A 15,440-nucleotide genomic window follows, 5' to 3' on the forward strand; every position below is an offset into this window, starting at 1 on the left:
GCAAAATGGCTGAATGGATGAAAACCTTGACGACGTCCTGGCGGCCGTGGGCCCGCGGCTGAAGGCCCTCCGGGTCAGCCGCGACGTCACGCTCACCGCTCTGGCGGAGGCCACCGGAATCTCGGTCAGTACCCTGTCACGGCTCGAATCCGGCCAGCGGCGGCCCAACCTCGAACTGCTCCTGCCCCTGGCCAAAGCGCACCAGGTGCCGCTGGACGAACTGGTGGGGGCGCCGGAAACGGGCGATCCGCGCGTGCACCTCCGCCCTATCGAGGCCCGGGGGATGACCATCATTCCGCTGACCCGGAAACCGGGCGGCATCCAGGCCTACAAGCACATCCTGCCCGCCGGCCGGCTGGAAGAACCCAGTCCGCAGGTACACGAGGGCTACGAGTGGCTGTATGTCCTGAACGGGAAACTGCGCATGGTGCTGGGCAGCCAGGACCTGGTCCTGGGGCCCGGCGAGGCGGCGGAGTTCGACACCCGCATCCCCCACTGGTTCGGCAGGGCCGACGGCGGGGCCGTGGAATTCCTCAGCCTGTTCGGCACGCAGGGCGAACGGATGCACGTGCGGGCAAAGCCCGCCGCCAAAAGATAGGGGCTTGCCGGGCTGTCAGGTTTCCCCCAGCCCCGTAGGGTAGACAGGACCGCAGGAAGTTTGCAGCGGAAATGGGGGAGAATCAGATGCAGGTACCGGCGGCGGGCGCGGCGGACGGACTTGGTGGCCTTGTTGGTGTTGCTGCGCAGGCAATTGACAGGCTGGGGGAGTGGGGTGTGGGAGCCTTCACCCTCGCCGAAACAATACTTCCGCCCATTCCGAGTGAGGTGATCCTGCCGCTGGCGGGCTACCTTGCCAAACAGGGGGCCCTCAACCTGCTCCTCGTCTTTGCCACCAGCCTGCTGGGCGCCTACGCCGGGGCACTGTTCCTCTACTGGCTGGGTGCCAAGCTGGGGCTGGAACGCTCCATCCGCGGGCTGTCCAAACTGCCCCTGGTGGACCGGGAGGATTTTGAGCACGCCGCCGAATGGTTCCGCCGCCATGGCCGGTCTTCCATCTTCTTCGGCCGGCTCCTTCCCGGCGTCCGCAGCCTCATTTCGCTGCCAGCCGGGGCCTCCGCCATGCCGCTGGGGACCTTCAGCCTCTACACCCTCGCGGGGAGCGGGTTGTGGAACGGCGCCCTGATTGGGTTGGGGTATGCCCTGGGCACCCAGTACCGGCTCATCGAGCAGTACTCCCGGTTCCTCAACTACGCGGTGTACGTGGCACTGGCCGTCACGGTGGTCCTGCTGGTGGTCCGGAGGGCGAAGCGGGCCAAAGCCAACCGCTGACCGGCTGCCTCCCCGCGTTCAGTCCGCGAAGTCCCCGGCATTCCTGCGGAAGTCGCCCAGGATCCGGATCAGGAGGTCCACGTCCCCGGGGCTGAAGCCGGGATCGCTGAACACCTCGCTGTTCAGCGCCGCCGTGGAATGCCTGGCCAGGCTGCGTCCCTCGCCGGTGAGGGCGATCAGCGTGGTGCGGCCGTCCGTGGGATGGGGGGACCGCGCCACCAGTCCGGCGCGTTCCAGCCGGTCCACGGCGTTGGTGACCGACGTCGGATGGACCTGGAGCAGGGCGCTCGCCTTCTTCATGGGCAGCGAGCCCTTCCGCGAAAAACTCAACAGTGCCAGGAGTTCGTAGCGGGCAAACGTGAGGCCGAACGGCTTGAGGGTGGCTTCAATCCTGGCAAGGAGGATCTGCTGCGTCCGCATGACGGCCGTGATGGCTGCCATGGGCGCGGCAACATCTTCCCACCCGTGTTCCTCCCAGTTGCGCCGGGCTTCGGCAATGGGATCGCGGGGCAAATGCGTACCCAAACCAGCCCCTTTCCGGAAAATCCTGTGAATATACTAGGACATCCAACGGTTTGGCGAGGGAGGAATTCCGTGCAGCCTCAGGAGCATAACGGCCGGCCGCCCTTTCCGGACGCGGACCTGATCCATGTGGTGGAGCTCCTTCCGGCCGCAGAACGACAACGCTATGCGCGGACGCGGGAATTCCTGCAGGCATCGGTGCGGCCGGCATCCCTCGGCTACTGGAACCGCGAGGAGTTTCCGTTCGGCCTGCTGCAGGACATGGCCGGCCACGGCCTGGGGGCCCTGCAGCTGGATGGCAGCTCCGCCCTGTTCAAAGGGCTGATGTACGCGGAACTGGCCCGCGCAGACGTCTCCCTTTCCGCGGTCGCCGGCATCCACAATGAGCTGATTGTGGGCATGATCAGCCAGCTGGGCTCCGAGGAGCAGAAGAGCCGCTGGCTGCCCGGGCTTACGGGCTTCACCGAACTGGGGGCCTTCGCGCTGACGGAGCCCGGCCACGGTTCGGACATTTCCCGGGGGCTGGAGACATCCGCCAGGCTGGAGGGCGGTGAGTGGGTCCTCAACGGGGCAAAGCGCTGGATCGGCGCCGGGACCATCGCCGACTTTGCCCTCGTCTGGGCGCGGGACCAGGCGGACCAGGAGATCAAAGGCTTCATCGTGGAGACCGGCCGTCCCGGCTTCACGGCCACCAGGATCGCCAACAAAATCGGACTGCGCATCATGCAGAATGCGGACATCACGCTGGAGGATGTCCGGATCCCGGCCGGCAACCTGCTCCCCGGGGCGGCCCGCTTTGCATCGGTCCAGGGGCTCCTGCGGGATTCCCGGGCGTGGGTGGGCTGGCAGGCGGCCGGCATCCAGTTCGCCGCATTCGACGTCGCCCGGGACTATGTCCTGGGGCGGCACCAGTTCGGCCGTCCACTCGCGGGATTCCAGCTGGTCCAGCAGCAACTCGCCGATATCCTGGGCAACGCCTCCGCATCCCTGGCGCTGATGGTGCAACTGGCGCGGCTCCAGGAGGAAGGCCGGCTGGAAATGGCGCAGGCGGCCATGGCTAAAGCCACTACCACGCGGCTGGCCCGGGCAACGGTTGCGATGGGCCGCTCGCTGCTGGGCGGCAACGGCATCAGCGGTGACTACGGCATGGCCAAGCTGTTCGGTGATGCCGAGATCCTTTATACCTACGAAGGCAGTTACGAAATCAATTCACTGCTCGTGGGGCGGGCCGTCACCGGGATTTCCGCCTTCACCTGAATCCCGTTCGGACGGGGACGCCGCCGGCAGGCGTTGTCCCGCGCCCCGCCCCTCGATAGCATCGAAGAGGTAAGCCTACTTACTGTTGGTCTGCCCCCCTGGGGATGCGGGAAGGGAAGCCCGATGCGCGTCAAGAACTCCGTCATTGTGATCACCGGTGCCTCGAGCGGGATTGGCCGGGCCACCGCGCTTCGCTGCGCATCCAGGGGCGCCAGCCTGGTCCTGGCATCGCGTGGAACCAAAGCCCTTGAGGCAGTGGCCCGGGAATGCAGGAAGCGCGGGGCGAAAGCAGTTGCCGTAGCCACCGACGTGACGGACCCGGCTGCGGTGGAGAACCTGGCCGCGCGTGCCGTGGCGGAGTTCGGACGCCTTGACGTATGGGTCAACAACGCGGCAGTGGGCGCCTTCGGCCGGCTCCTGGACGTTCCGCCTGCTGACTTCCAGCGGGTCCTTGACGTGAACATTTCCGGCTACGTGAACGGTGCGCGTGCTGCCCTGGCCCGCCAAACTGCCCAGGGTTCAGGGGTCCTGGTCAATGTCGCGTCAGTAGTGGGGGAGACCCCGTTGCCCTACTCCGCAGCGTATTCCATCACCAAGGCCGCGGTCCGGTCCCTCAGTGTCAGCCTGCGGTCGGAACTGGCACTGGAAGGACTGTCCGGGGTGGACGTGTGCACAGTCCTGCCGGCCACCATCGACACCCCGTTCTACCAGCACGCTGCCAACTACACCGGCCGGCGGGCACGTGCCCTGCCCCCGGTCTACACCCCGGAACGCGTCGCGAGGGCAATCATCAAGGTCATCGAGCACCCGCGCCGCGAAATCGTGGCGGGCGGTCCGGTCGCCCGCCTGCTGGTTCTGCAGCACAGGGTCACGCCGAAACTGGTGGAAGGGTCAGTCGCCCGCCAGGTGGACAAGAAGCAGCTTCCCCGCCGCAAGTCCGCCGCCGTCACCCCGGGCAACCTGCACCGTTCTTCGGAATCGATCAGGAAAGGCTCCGTGAGCGGCGGCTGGCATGGCCGGCGTGGGACGGCCAGGCGCAGGTTCTTCACCGCGGCGGCAGTGGCCGGCGCCGTGATGGCCGCCGGCAGGCTGCGGGGCCGGCAGGCTTACTGACGTCCATCCGGGCCCCGGGCCCGGATGGAATGCAAGCCCTAAAGGTTCCTGTTCGCGTAGGCGTGCAGCGCGTCCCGCACGAAGCCCGCGCCGGCCTCTCCGCCGTAGTTGGCAGCGAACCGGGGGTCGGCGACGTACATGTCCGCGAGCCCGGTGACGTATCCCTTGATGTCTCCGCCGCTTTCCGTGGCCGGGGTGCCGGGGATGGACTTCAGCCATTCAACGTGGCGCCGGGCCAGTTCCTGGGCTTCGGGACTGGCGGGAGAAATATCTGATCCGGCTGCGGCCAGCCAGTCCTTCCCCAGCTGTTCGGAGCGCGACTTCCACTCCCTTTTCTCCGCTTCGTCCATGCCCCGCCACCACGAGTCACCCTTCGCGTAGGCGTCCTTGCCCCACCGCTCCTCGACCTCGTCTTTGTACTGCGTGTGGTCGAATCCGTCGAACATTTTTTCTGCCATGAGCTCTCCTCCTTCTTTAACCGTTTCGAGTGTTTGCCGGACGGATGCGATCTGGCGGGACAGCCTGTCCTGTTCCTGCCGCAGCCAGTCCAGGTGGCGGGTCAACGCCTTCACCGCGTCCGTCTGCTGCTGGAAGACCTCCGCGATGGCCGGCAGCCCCAGGCCCAGTCCGCGAAGCAGCAGGATCCGCTGGAGCTGCAGGAGGGCGGTGGCGTCGTAGTGCCGGTAGCCGTTGCTGCCCACCCGGCTGGGCTTGAGCAATCCGATGTCGTCGTAGTGCCGGAGGGTGCGGCTGGTGGTGCCCGCCATCCGGGCGACGTCCTGGATGGACCAGTCCCTCGCTGCCCCAGCCGTGGTTTCTTCCATGGACTGAGCGTAGGGGTTGACGCAGCGTCAAGGTCAAGGGGCGGAACCGGTTCAGGGGCGGAGCAGGTTCAGGGGGTGGGGCGGTTCCGGGGTGACCGGTTGCGTGCCTGGGCCACGAGACGGCGGAAGGCCAGGATGAAGATGGCTTCAATCAGGAGCATCAGGCCCACCAGCAGCCACTGCTCCCCGGCAATAAAAACAACGCAGCCGGTCAGTGCCAGGACTGTGCCCAATGCCAGCGTGTACGTTGCGAAGCCCACGGCAACCCGGGCGCTGCGAACTCCGGTGCGGAACCCGAAGCCGTGTGGTTCACCACCAGGGTAACCGGGAACGCGGTCCGGCGCGGCGGGTCCCAGGGCATCGAATTCTTCCCAAGGATCCTTGTCCTGCGCTTCTGCGGCCATGCTCCAATTATCCCAAAAAGGGGTTCCCGGATGGTCAAGGCCGGGAAGCAACGCAAAACAGCGGCCCCGCCAGCTGTCGCTGGCGGGGCCGCTGGACGGGTTCTCCGGTGCAGGCGCCGGAGGCCCAAGCCTTAGAGGGGGCGGATGTTCTCTGCCTGCGGGCCCTTGGGGCCCTGGGTCACATCGAATTCGACCTTCTGGTTCTCGTCCAGGGAGCGGTAGCCGCTGGTGGCGATTGCCGAGTAGTGGGCGAAAACGTCAGCGGACCCGTCATCGGGGGCAATGAAGCCAAAACCCTTTTCGGCGTTGAACCATTTAACTGTGCCTGTTGCCATGGCTGCATTCCTTCATGTGACTCTGATTCTCTCCCCGGGGTGTCAGCCCGAAGTGTGCGGAGAACGTCCCCCGCTGTTCCCCAACGTACGGGGACAATGGCCTGCGTGCAAGGGTTGGCCCGGCATGGCGTGCTCAGCGCATGCCTTCACGGCGGATTGCGGTGGCTATCGCAGCCGCCCTGGTCTCCACTCCGAGCTTGGCGTAGATGTGCGCGAGGTGGGTTTTGACAGTGGCTTCGGAGATGAAGAGGCGCTGGCCAAGTTCCCTGTTGCTGAGCCCCTCAGTGAGCAGGCTGAGCAGCTCGGCCTCCCGCGGCGTGAGGATCTCGTCCGGGTTGCGCAGCTGCTGGAACAACCGGGACGCCACGGGCGGGCTCATGACGCTTTTGCCCTGCACGGCGCCACGGATGGCAGCGAAGATTTCCTCCGGCGCCGCATCCTTCAGGAGATAGCCCATGGCGCCGGCATCCACGGCGCGCACAATGTCCGCATCGGAATCGTAGGTGGTGAACACCAGGATGGCCTGCCGCTGGTTGAGCCCGCGGATCCGGCGGATGGCCTCGATGCCGTCCATGCCCGCACCCATGGCCAGGTCCATCACCACCACGGCGGGGGAGTGCTCGCGCACCTGCACCAGGGCTTCCTCGCCGGAGGCTGCCTCCGCCACCACGGTTATGTCCGGCTGCGTCCCCAGCAGGGCGCGGAGGCCGCTGCGCACCACCAGGTGGTCGTCCACCAGCAGGACGGTAATGGCGCTCATCCCTGGCCTCCAGGGTCTTCGCCGCCGGCAGGAGCCGCGGGCAGCTGGGCGGCCACGATGGTCCCTTCCCCGGGTGAGCTTTCCACGGAGAAGGTGCCGCCCAGCTGTTCCACCCGCTGGCGCATGGCCCTCAGCCCGTACCCTCCGGCGTCCGACGGCGGTGCTGCCGCCGCCGGATCAAAGCCGGCGCCCTCGTCGTAAATGTCCAGCGTGACGGCCTCCGGAAGGAATCCCAGGGTCACGGTGGCGGCCGTTGCTGACGCGTGGAGGTTGATGTTGGAGGCGGCACTCTGCACGACGCGGAGCAGGGCATGGCGGACCTCCCCGGACACGCCCCGCGGCTCGCCGGTAACGAGGAGCCGGGCCTGGGGCACGTACTGCCTCGCGGCGACGAGGAGGGCTTCGGGCAGGGGAGATCCGTCCAGCCCGGGGGAGGCCAGCTCGTGGACGAGGCTGCGGGTTTCGGACAGGTTGGTGCGCAGGAGCCCGGTTGCCTGCCGGAGTTCGTCCCGGGCGGCAGCGCCTGGCCAGGCACGTCCGGCGGCCTCGAGCAGGAGCAGGCTGCTGGCCAGTCCCTGGGTGACGGTGTCATGGATTTCCCGGGACACGCGTTCGCGTTCGGCGATGGTGCCGGCGCGGCGCTCGCTGGCGGCCAACTCGCCCTGCGCCCGCGAGACCTCCGCGTGCAGGCGGCGCTGCTCCTCGGCGTCGTGCTGGATGCGGTCGTAGATCAGCGTCAGCATCAGTCCCACCGCCAGCGGGCCCAGGAGCATGGCGAGGTCCGTGCCGTCACTCATCCGGAACAGCCCTGCCGCGGTGGCGGCCGCTGTGGTGCCTGCCGCCAGGTAGGCGGCGGTTCCGGCCAATGCGCTGCGGCAAAGGAAGAAGAGCGCGAACGAGCACCAGGCAAAACTCGGCGCCGCGACCACCAGGACCGCCCAGACAACCACCAGGGTGAACATCCACGGGATGCCCGGCCTGCCCCGCGCCGCGAGCACGGCCACGGCGGCATAGAGCAGGCTCGCCGCGGCAGCCAGGCCCAGGATCAGCAGGTTGTCGGCGGGGCTGTGCCGCATGACGTAGCGGACCAGCGAGGCCACCAGGAGCACCGCGAATCCCAGGTGTACTGCGGTGCCGATGCTGCCCAGGCCGGTGCGCGGTGCGCTGGTCCGGGGCCGGGTTCCCGGGGCGGCAGCGGTGGCCGGGGCGGTGCCGGCGGCTCGGGTAGGCATGGGATGTCCCGTTCTGGCTGGTGGGAAACGCTCCCTTCCATGCTATTGCCCCCGCCGTTGCTGGTCTCTCAGCCATTTGGCTGATACGGCTGGCCTTCCGGTGGAGGGTTCAGCAGACGAAGGCCCGATGCCGGCGGCGGCCGCCCCCGGAAGGATTGGGGCGTACCCACCATGACCCTCCAAGGAGACACCGTGAAGAAGTCGCACAAAGCCTTTGCCGCCGCCGCAGCCGGCGCCCTCGCCCTGACCGCCGGAGCGACGGCGGCAGCCAACGCCGGGACCAGCCCGGCACCGGCAGCCGTCCCCGCCGTCGACGTCCAGGCCGTGCCCGAAACCGTGGTCCAGCAGAACCGCATCAGCGTGGGGGCCTCGGCCACAGCCGTCAGCGCTGCCCTGGCGAAGTGCCAGGCGGACAAGCTGCCCTTCGTCACGGTTGCGCTGGTGGACCGGTTCGGTACCGTCCAGGCGCTGCTCCGCGGTGACAACGCTGCCGAACACACCATCGAAGCGGCCAGGCAGAAGGCCTATACGGCTGCCGCCTTCGGCGCTCCCACCAGTGAACTGGCCAAGCGCATCAACGGCACCGGCCCATCCATCGCCGACCTCCCCGGCACCCTGTTCCTGGCGGGTGGTGTCCCGCTGAAGGTCAACGGCGTCTCAGTGGCGGGCATCGGCGTCGGCGGTGCTCCCGACGGCGCACTGGACGAGGCCTGCGCCACGGCAGGGGCTGATGCCGTCGCCGGCACTGCCAAGTAGGCTCCGCGTATGAAGCGATTCCGGGCGGCCCTGGTGCTTGCCGCCGTCGGGCTTTTGCTCAGCGCGTGCCAGGCCGGTCCACCCGCCCCGCAGGCTGAATCTGCGCCAGCCCCGGCATCCTCCGTCCCCCAGCCCAGTCCGGAACAGCCCACTCCCGAACTGCCCAGTCCGGAACAGCCCCCGACGGCGGCGCCCGCCCCGCTAGCCGCGCCGGCCCTGTCCGCCGCGGAACAGGCGCAGCTGGACCAGGAACTGATCGCAGCCGCCAAAGCCAACAACGCCCCACTCGTGGCCGCGCTGATCGGGCGCGGCGGGAACGTCAACGCCAAGGACGCCATCCAGGACTCCGCGTTCCTCTATGCCGGTGCCGAAGGCTTGAACGAGGTCCTCCGGCTGACGCTGGCGGCGGGTGCGGATGTTTCCAGCATCAACCGCTACGGCGGGACGGCACTGATTCCCGCAAGCGAGCACGGGCACGTGGAGACGGTGCAGATCCTGATCGCGGCCGGTGTGCCGGTAAACCACGTCAACAACCTTGGCTGGACGGCCATGCAGGAAGCCATCCTGCTCAACAACGGCGGCCCGCGCCAGCTGGAAGTGGTGCGCCTGCTCCTGGACGCCGGTGCGGATCCGGACATCCGCGATCCGGAGGGCCGGACCGCCCTCCAGAACGCCGATCGGCTGGGGTTCGCGGAAATCGCGGCCCTCATCCGCTCCCGGGGCTAGCCGCGGCCCCTGCGCACTACCGTTGTGGGGCACAATGGCGCGGACACGCCGTCGGCCATGGCCTTAACGGCTGGCCGGGGCTTCAAAGTGCCCCACGACGGCGGCTCCAAGCTCTGGACTCAGACAGCCTCGAGGATGCTGACGTAGTTGGCGATGCCCACGCCGCCCATGTTCTGGACGGCGGCGCGGCGGGGGTTTGCCAGTTGCATGTCGCCGGCGGTGCCGGTGAGTTGCATGGCGGCGAGGACGTGCTGCGAGACGCCGGTGGCGCCCACGGGATGGCCCTTTGATTTGAGGCCGCCGGAGACGTTGACCGGCAGCTTCCCGTCCTTGAACACCCAGCCTTCCTCGAGGGCCAGGGCGCCCTGCCCGGGCTCGGTGAGGCCCATGGCTTCGTACATGAGCAGTTCGGCGATGGTGAAGCAGTCGTGCACTTCCGCGAGGTCCAGGTCTGCGATTCCGACGCCGGCCATCGCCAGGGCGCGCTGCCAGGACACACGGGTGGCTTCGAAGGCCACGGGGTCCCGGCGGGAGGCGGGGAAGAAGTCGTTGGCTTGGCCAAACCCGGCCAGCCGCACGGGCGACGCCGTGCCGCCTGTTGGTGAGGTGGACAGGACGACGGCGGCGGCGCCGTCGGACACGGGCGAGCAGTCCGTGCGGCGCAGCGGGTCGGCGACCATGGGGTTCTTGTCCGAGACGGTGCGGCAGAACTCCTCGCCGAGGTCCTTGCGGAGTTGGGCGTAGGGGTTGTCCACGCCGTTGCGGTGGTTTTTCGCCGCGATGGTGCCCAGGACGTCGCCGAGCTTCCCGTCGGCGTCGTAGCGTTTTGCGTAGTGCTTGGCGACGTCGGCGAAGAGGCCGGTGAAGCCGGTGGTGGAGGACTTGCCGGCCATATCGTAGTCGGCGCCCAGCAGTCCGGCGCCCACCACGTCGGCCCCGGCGTGGGTCATCTTCTCGGCACCGATCACCAGGACGGTCCTCGCTGTGCCGGCGAGCAGGGATTTGGTGCCCTGCTGGAACGCGGCGGATCCGGAGGCGCAGGCATTTTCCACCCGGGTGGCGGGTACGTTGGCGAGGTCGGGAGAGACCTGCAGCGCCAGCGACGACGGGAAGGCCAGCGGCATCATCCCGGAGTTGAACTGGCCCACGTAGACCTCGTCCACCTGTCCGGGCTCGATTCCCGCGGTGTTGATGGCGTCGGTGGCCACCTGCACGATCAGGGACTCCAGGGTCTCGTCGGTGAGCTTGCCGAACTTGCTGTGCCCCCATCCGGTGATCAGGATGTCCTTGCCGAACTGTTCTTTGAGGCTCATGCGATGGCTCCTTCGCGCTCGAGGGCGATGTCGAATTCTGCGTCGGTCTTGTCGTGGATTTCGCCCAGGGTGACGCCGGGCGCGAGGCGGGTGAGCGTGAGCCGCCGCCCGCCGCCGTCCTTTTTCACGAGGTCGAAGACGGCGAGGTCGCTGATGATCCGGTCCACGCAGCCCAGCCCGGTGAGCGGCAGTGTGCATTCGCGGACGATCTTGGCGGTGCCGTCCTTGGCGTTGTGCTCGGTGAGGACCACCACCCGGGGTGTGCCAGCCACGAGGTCCATGGCGCCGCCCATGCCTTTGACCATCTTGCCCGGGATGGTCCAGTTGGCGAGGTCGCCGTTGCCGGAGACCTGCATGGCGCCGAGGATGGCGACCTTGACGTGGCCGCCGCGGATCATGCCGAACGAGGTGGCGGAGTCGAAGATGCTGCTGCCGGGCAGGACGGTGACGGTCTGCTTGCCGGCGTTGATCAGGTCCGCGTCCTCTTCGCCCTCGTAGGGGAACGGGCCCATGCCGAGCAGGCCGTTCTCGCTCTGCAGGACCACGCGCACGCCCTCGGGCAGGTTGTTGGCCACCAGTGTGGGGATGCCGATGCCCAGGTTGACGTAGTCGCCGTCATTCAGTTCCTCGGCCGCGATGGCGGCCATTTCATCCCTGGTCCAGGCCATGGGGTTTCTCCTTCGAAAGTGGTGGGGGTTCAGAGGGCCAGCGCTTCGGCGGCGGGCTCGGTGCGGGGCCGGACGGTGCGCTGTTCGATGTCCTTGACCCGGGCGGCGGCCTGCACCAGGCGCTGGACGAACACGCCGGGGGTGACGATGTGGTTCGGGTCCAGGGTGCCGGGCGGGAGGATGACCTCGGCCTCGGCGATGGTCAGCTTCCCGGCGGTGGCCACCACGGGATTGAAGTTGCGCGCGGTGTAACGGTAGATGAGGTTGCCGTCCGTGTCCGCGGTGTGGGCGTGGACCAGTGCGACGTCGGCTACGATGCCGCGCTCCCGGACGTACGTTTCGCCGTCGAACACCTCGTGCGGCTTGCCCTCGGCAACCAGGGTGCCCACGCCGGTCCTGGTGTAGAAGGCGGGGATGCCGGCGCCGCCGGCGCGCAGCCGCTCGGCCAGGGTGCCCTGCGGGGTGAACTCCACCTCGAGGTTTCCGGCGAGGTACTGCTCGGCGAACAGCTTGTTTTCGCCTACGTAGGAGGCGATGACTTTGCGGACCTGGCCCGCCTCGATCAGGATGCCCAGGCCCTTGCCGTCCACGCCCATGTTGTTCGAGACCACCGTCAGATCCTGCACCCCCGAATCCCGCACGGCCTCGATCAGATCCGCAGGGATACCGCTGAGGCCGAAACCGCCGACGGCGAGGGTCATCCCGTCACTAAGCGCCCCCTCCAGGGCGGCCGCGGCCGAGGGCTGGACTTTGCTCATGGTGTCTCCTCGTTGAGAGTCAGGGTATCCACTTTGTGGACGCGTGGTTGTGACTTCGAGGCTAGGGAGGTGGGCTGGGGGTGTCAAGGCCCGAAATTGTGGGGAGAAACTGTGTATCTACACTGTGGACGGTAAGCTGATACATATCCATAATGTGGACAAAAGGAGTGGGGATGGGTGCAGTTCCGATGCAGGGGGCGCAGGTGGTCAGCAGGATCGCCGGTTTGTTACGCCTGGTGGCGCGCAGTGCGGACGGCATGCCGCTGGCCGGCATGGTCCGCGAGTCGGGACTGACCCGGCCCACGGTTCACAGGCTGCTCGCCTCCCTGGCAAGCGAGGGACTGCTGGACCACGACCCGGCATCCGGAAACTGGGTGCTGGGGCCGGAAATCCTTCTGATGGGATCGGTCGCGTCCGCCCGGTTCCCGCTGGAGGACATTGCGCGCCCCAGCCTCCGCCGGCTTGCCGAGGCCACCGGCGAGAGCGCATTCTTCTCGATCCGCCGCGGCTCGGAGACTGTCTGCCTGCTGCGGGAGGAGGGCAGCTTTCCGGTCCGGTCCTTCGTCCTCCACGAGGGTGTCCGGTTCCCCCTGGGTGTGGCCTCCGCGGGCACGGCGATCATGGCGTTCCTGCCGGAGGCCGAGCAGGAGGAGCTGCTGGCGGACTGGGAAAAGCATGCGGGTGCCTTCGCCGCGAACCACACGCGGGAGCTGGTGCGGGAAAACCTCGGCACCACCCGGATGCAGGGTTATGCAGTGAACCCCGGTTTGGTGCTGGAAGGCAGCTGGGGGATGGGCGCGGCCGTGTTCGACAGGTCCGGCCGGCCCGCCTGGGCGCTGTCCCTGACCGGTATCGAGCCCCGGTTCCGGCCGGACCGCCAAGAGGAGCTGGGCGGGCTGCTGATGGCAGAGGCCCACCGGATCACCCAGCAGTTGGGCGGAAACGCCGCGGGTTAGAGCCCGGTGCGTGCCTCTTCGGGGCCCTCGCCTTTCCACCAGGTATCAAAAATCGTGACAGGGACGGTCCGCTTGTGCCGGGTGCGCAGGTACTTCTGTTCGATGCGTTCCGCGACGTCCGCGGGAACGTCCCGGCCTTCCAGGTAGTCGTCGATCTGGTCGTAGGTCAGGCCCAGTTCGTCTTCATCGGTGCGGCCCGGCTGGTCGTCCAGGAGATCGGCTGTGGGCACCTTTTCCCAGATCCGCGCCGGAGCGCCAAGCTCCGCCAGCAGGGCGCGGTTCTGCCGCTTGTTCAAGCCGAAGAGCGGAAGGATGTCCGCGCCGCCGTCGCCGTATTTGGTGAAGAATCCGGTGACGGACTCCGCGCCGTGGTCGGTGCCGATCACCAGGTAGTTGTGCTCGCCTGCCAGCGCGTACTGGGCGATCATGCGCGTCCGGGCCTTGGTGTTTCCCTTGTGGAAATCCGAGATCCCGTTACCCACAGTCTTTTCGAACTCGTCCTCGAAGCCGTCAACGGCAGCGGAAATGTTGAATGTCCACTCCGTCTTGGGCCGGATGAAGTCAAGGGCGGCCTGGGCATCCGCCTCATCGTGCTGGACGCCGTAGGGAAGGCGCACCGCCACGAAGTTGGCTTCCACGCCCTCGGCCTCCAGTTCGTCGACAGCCAGCTGGGCGAGCTTTCCGGCCAGGGACGAATCCAGGCCGCCGGAAATGCCCAGGACAAAGCCCCTGGTCTGTGTTGCCTTGAGGTAGTCCTTGAGGAATGTGACGCGCTTGCACACCTCCCCGGCAGGATCGATCCGGGGCTGTACGCCCATTTCCTTGATGATGGAGGCCTGGAGTTCGCGCATGTGCCCCAGCCTAGCCAGCGGCGCCGACACTGCTCAAGCATGTCCACCGGCCTGTCCCGACTAAACTGGAACCCATGACTTCCCCCAGTGAAACTGCAGTGGACGCTGCAGCCGCCCGTGCCCGCCTGCTCGAACTGATCAAGGAACTTGCCGTGGTCCGCGGCAAGGTGATCCTCTCCAGCGGAGCGGAGGCTGACTACTACATCGACCTCCGCCGGATCACCCTGCACCACGAGGCCTCCAAACTGGTGGGCCAGGTCATGCTCGCGCTTGCCGACGACGCCGGGATCGACTTCGAATGCGCCGGCGGCCTCACCATGGGCGCCGACCCCGTGGGTACGGCCGTCATGCATGCAGCTGCCGACGCCGGCCGTGCCGTGGACGCCTTCGTGGTCCGCAAGGCGCAGAAATCCTACGGCATGGGCCGCCAGGTGGAAGGCCCGTCCGTGGAAGGACGCAAGGTCCTGGTCCTGGAAGACACCTCCACCACCGGCGGATCCGCCCTGACCGCCGTCGAGGGCGTCCGCAACGCCGGCGGCAATGTTGTAGCGGTGGCAGTGATCGTGGACCGCGACACCGGGGCCAAGGAAAAGATTGAAGCCGAAACCGGTGTTCCCTACCTGTTTGCGTTCAGCAAGGACGAGCTGGGTCTTTCCTAGCCATCCGCCGCCGCCCCGCAGGCCCGGGGCGGCGGCCTGCTGGAGCAGCCTCCCGGGGACTGGGGCTGCATTCTGTTGGATGACCGGCTGAGGCTGGCCTATCATTTGCGTTAACCCCTTAACTCCCCCTACGGAGAACGTGCAGCATGCTCCCCTCTGAACAGCCCTTGAACACCAACGAGCAGATCCAGAACCTCATCCTGGAAAGTGCAGACTTCGAGGATTTCCTCAACGAGCTGGCACGGTTCTCCGCGCACCAGGTGGCAGGTGACGGGGATGATGCGCTGTGTGGCATCACCCTTCTCCGGGACCGCAAGGCAGCCACCATCGGCTGGAGCAGCGACTCGGCGCGGGAAGTGGATGAGATCCAGTACTCCCTGTCCCAGGGGCCCTGTCTCACTGCGGCCGAGGAAGAACGCGAGGTCCACGTGCCGGACCTCCTCAAGGAGAACCGCTGGGGGCCCGACTACGCCAACGCGGTGGCTTCGCATGGCCTCCGGTCCGTGCTCTCGCTGCCCTTCAACCTGCAGGGCGAAGCCAAAGCGGCACTCAACCTGTACTCGGACGTTCCGCACAAGTTCGATGAAAAGGCTGCCGCGAAAGCCCGCGGCTACACCCGGGAGATCTCCCAGGCGCTGCGGCTGGCAGTGCGGTTCTCGCTGCACACGGACAGGGCGGCCAACCTGCGTGCCACACTGGAGTCCCGCACTATTATCGATATCGCCGTGGGCATCGTGATGGCGCAGAACCGGTGCAGCCAGCAGGCCGCCGTGCAGATCCTCACCGAAGCTTCCAGCAACAGCAACACGAAACTGCGGGACATCGCGCGGTCCCTGGTTGATTCAGTGGGCGGCAGCGGCACCAGGACCCACTACCAGGAACCCAGCCAAAGGCAGTCCGACCAATCTGCCTGATGCCCGGCGTTGTTACTGGCGGGTTGTGCCCGGCTGGAACTGGGAGTTACGCTTACCGAGGTT

19 protein-coding genes are annotated in these 15,440 nt (G+C 67.4%); 9 read left to right on the plus strand and 10 right to left on the minus strand.

Translation table 11 applies throughout. The features are described 5' to 3' along the window. Positions 1–13 precede the first annotated feature (13 nt). Together ACJJV6_RS10655 and ACJJV6_RS10660 are read left to right on the plus strand one after the other, a co-directional pair. Positions 14–598, plus strand: a complete 585-nt coding sequence (locus ACJJV6_RS10655) for a helix-turn-helix domain-containing protein (RefSeq protein ID WP_407708888.1) — start codon at positions 14–16, stop codon at positions 596–598. 86 nt (positions 599–684) lie between these two features. Continuing rightward, positions 685–1,329 (plus strand): DedA family protein, encoded by a 645-nt coding sequence (locus ACJJV6_RS10660; protein ID WP_407708889.1) that lies wholly within the window; start codon positions 685–687, stop codon positions 1,327–1,329. Between the two features lie 18 nt (positions 1,330–1,347). Here the strand turns inward: ACJJV6_RS10660 and ACJJV6_RS10665 are convergent, their stop codons facing one another. Beyond that, positions 1,348–1,854 carry a MarR family winged helix-turn-helix transcriptional regulator gene (locus ACJJV6_RS10665; RefSeq protein WP_407708890.1) on the minus strand — a complete coding sequence of 169 codons (507 nt, stop codon included), beginning with the start codon at positions 1,852–1,854 and terminating at the stop codon, positions 1,348–1,350. Between the two features lie 69 nt (positions 1,855–1,923). On the opposite strand from ACJJV6_RS10665, the gene ACJJV6_RS10670 reads away from it, so the two are divergent. After that, complete coding sequence (locus ACJJV6_RS10670; RefSeq protein WP_407708891.1) at positions 1,924–3,108, plus strand: acyl-CoA dehydrogenase family protein; 1,185 nt, start codon at positions 1,924–1,926, stop codon at positions 3,106–3,108. 123 nt (positions 3,109–3,231) lie between these two features. Continuing rightward, positions 3,232–4,221 carry an SDR family oxidoreductase gene (locus ACJJV6_RS10675; RefSeq protein ID WP_407708892.1) on the plus strand — a complete coding sequence of 330 codons (990 nt, stop codon included), beginning with the start codon at positions 3,232–3,234 and terminating at the stop codon, positions 4,219–4,221. 38 nt (positions 4,222–4,259) lie between these two features. Here the strand turns inward: ACJJV6_RS10675 and ACJJV6_RS10680 are convergent, their stop codons facing one another. From ACJJV6_RS10680 to ACJJV6_RS10700, 5 genes are all read right to left on the minus strand, one after another. Beyond that, positions 4,260–5,045, minus strand: a complete 786-nt coding sequence (locus tag ACJJV6_RS10680; RefSeq protein ID WP_407708893.1) for a MerR family transcriptional regulator — start codon at positions 5,043–5,045, stop codon at positions 4,260–4,262. Between the two features lie 68 nt (positions 5,046–5,113). Further along, on the minus strand, positions 5,114–5,449 hold the full coding sequence (locus ACJJV6_RS10685; RefSeq protein WP_009357212.1) for a hypothetical protein: 336 nt from the start codon (positions 5,447–5,449) through the stop codon (positions 5,114–5,116). 131 nt (positions 5,450–5,580) lie between these two features. Then, complete coding sequence (locus ACJJV6_RS10690; RefSeq protein WP_009357211.1) at positions 5,581–5,784, minus strand: cold-shock protein; 204 nt, start codon at positions 5,782–5,784, stop codon at positions 5,581–5,583. Positions 5,785–5,917: 133 nt separating this feature from the next. After that, entirely contained in the window at positions 5,918–6,544 is a 627-nt protein-coding gene (locus ACJJV6_RS10695) for a response regulator transcription factor (protein WP_009357210.1), read from the minus strand. Further along, a complete protein-coding gene (locus tag ACJJV6_RS10700) occupies positions 6,541–7,776 on the minus strand; it encodes a sensor histidine kinase (RefSeq protein ID WP_407708894.1) in 1,236 nt (411 codons plus the stop codon). The genes ACJJV6_RS10695 and ACJJV6_RS10700 overlap by 4 nt, the downstream gene beginning before the upstream one ends. A 192-nt stretch (positions 7,777–7,968) precedes the next feature. Here ACJJV6_RS10700 and ACJJV6_RS10705 point away from each other — a divergent pair, with 192 nt between their 5' ends. Then, complete coding sequence (locus ACJJV6_RS10705; protein WP_407708895.1) at positions 7,969–8,532, plus strand: GlcG/HbpS family heme-binding protein; 564 nt, start codon at positions 7,969–7,971, stop codon at positions 8,530–8,532. A gap of 9 nt (positions 8,533–8,541) precedes the next feature. Then, on the plus strand, positions 8,542–9,258 hold the full coding sequence (locus ACJJV6_RS10710) for an ankyrin repeat domain-containing protein (protein WP_407708896.1): 717 nt from the start codon (positions 8,542–8,544) through the stop codon (positions 9,256–9,258). A gap of 119 nt (positions 9,259–9,377) precedes the next feature. Here ACJJV6_RS10710 and ACJJV6_RS10715 read toward each other — a convergent pair whose 3' ends face one another. Genes ACJJV6_RS10715 through ACJJV6_RS10725 form a run of 3 tightly spaced genes read right to left on the minus strand, consistent with a single transcriptional unit; the run spans position 9,378 to position 11,997 of the window. Beyond that, positions 9,378–10,571 carry an acetyl-CoA acetyltransferase gene (locus ACJJV6_RS10715; protein WP_407708897.1) on the minus strand — a complete coding sequence of 398 codons (1,194 nt, stop codon included), beginning with the start codon at positions 10,569–10,571 and terminating at the stop codon, positions 9,378–9,380. Further along, positions 10,568–11,239 (minus strand): CoA transferase subunit B, encoded by a 672-nt coding sequence (locus tag ACJJV6_RS10720; protein ID WP_407708898.1) that lies wholly within the window; start codon positions 11,237–11,239, stop codon positions 10,568–10,570. Before ACJJV6_RS10720 ends, ACJJV6_RS10715 begins: the two co-directional genes overlap by 4 nt. Positions 11,240–11,268: 29 nt before the next feature. Beyond that, a complete protein-coding gene (locus ACJJV6_RS10725; RefSeq protein WP_354177040.1) occupies positions 11,269–11,997 on the minus strand; it encodes a CoA transferase subunit A in 729 nt (242 codons plus the stop codon). Between the two features lie 173 nt (positions 11,998–12,170). Here ACJJV6_RS10725 and ACJJV6_RS10730 point away from each other — a divergent pair, with 173 nt between their 5' ends. Continuing rightward, complete coding sequence (locus ACJJV6_RS10730; RefSeq protein WP_407708899.1) at positions 12,171–12,953, plus strand: IclR family transcriptional regulator; 783 nt, start codon at positions 12,171–12,173, stop codon at positions 12,951–12,953. Here ACJJV6_RS10730 and nadE read toward each other — a convergent pair. Beyond that, positions 12,950–13,804, minus strand: coding sequence for an ammonia-dependent NAD(+) synthetase (gene nadE, locus ACJJV6_RS10735; protein WP_407708900.1), 855 nt, complete (start codon positions 13,802–13,804; stop codon positions 12,950–12,952). The genes ACJJV6_RS10730 and nadE overlap by 4 nt on opposite strands. A gap of 74 nt (positions 13,805–13,878) precedes the next feature. Between nadE and pyrE the strand changes: the two genes are divergently transcribed. Together pyrE and ACJJV6_RS10745 are read left to right on the plus strand one after the other, a co-directional pair. Continuing rightward, entirely contained in the window at positions 13,879–14,463 is a 585-nt protein-coding gene (gene pyrE, locus ACJJV6_RS10740; protein WP_009357201.1) for an orotate phosphoribosyltransferase, read from the plus strand. 146 nt (positions 14,464–14,609) lie between these two features. Further along, positions 14,610–15,377, plus strand: a complete 768-nt coding sequence (locus ACJJV6_RS10745; protein ID WP_407708901.1) for a GAF and ANTAR domain-containing protein — start codon at positions 14,610–14,612, stop codon at positions 15,375–15,377. The last annotated feature ends 63 nt before the right edge of the window (positions 15,378–15,440 follow it).

Source organism: Arthrobacter nitrophenolicus (genome assembly GCF_045833485.1).
Taxonomy (GTDB): Bacteria; Actinomycetota; Actinomycetes; order Actinomycetales; family Micrococcaceae; genus Arthrobacter; species Arthrobacter nitrophenolicus.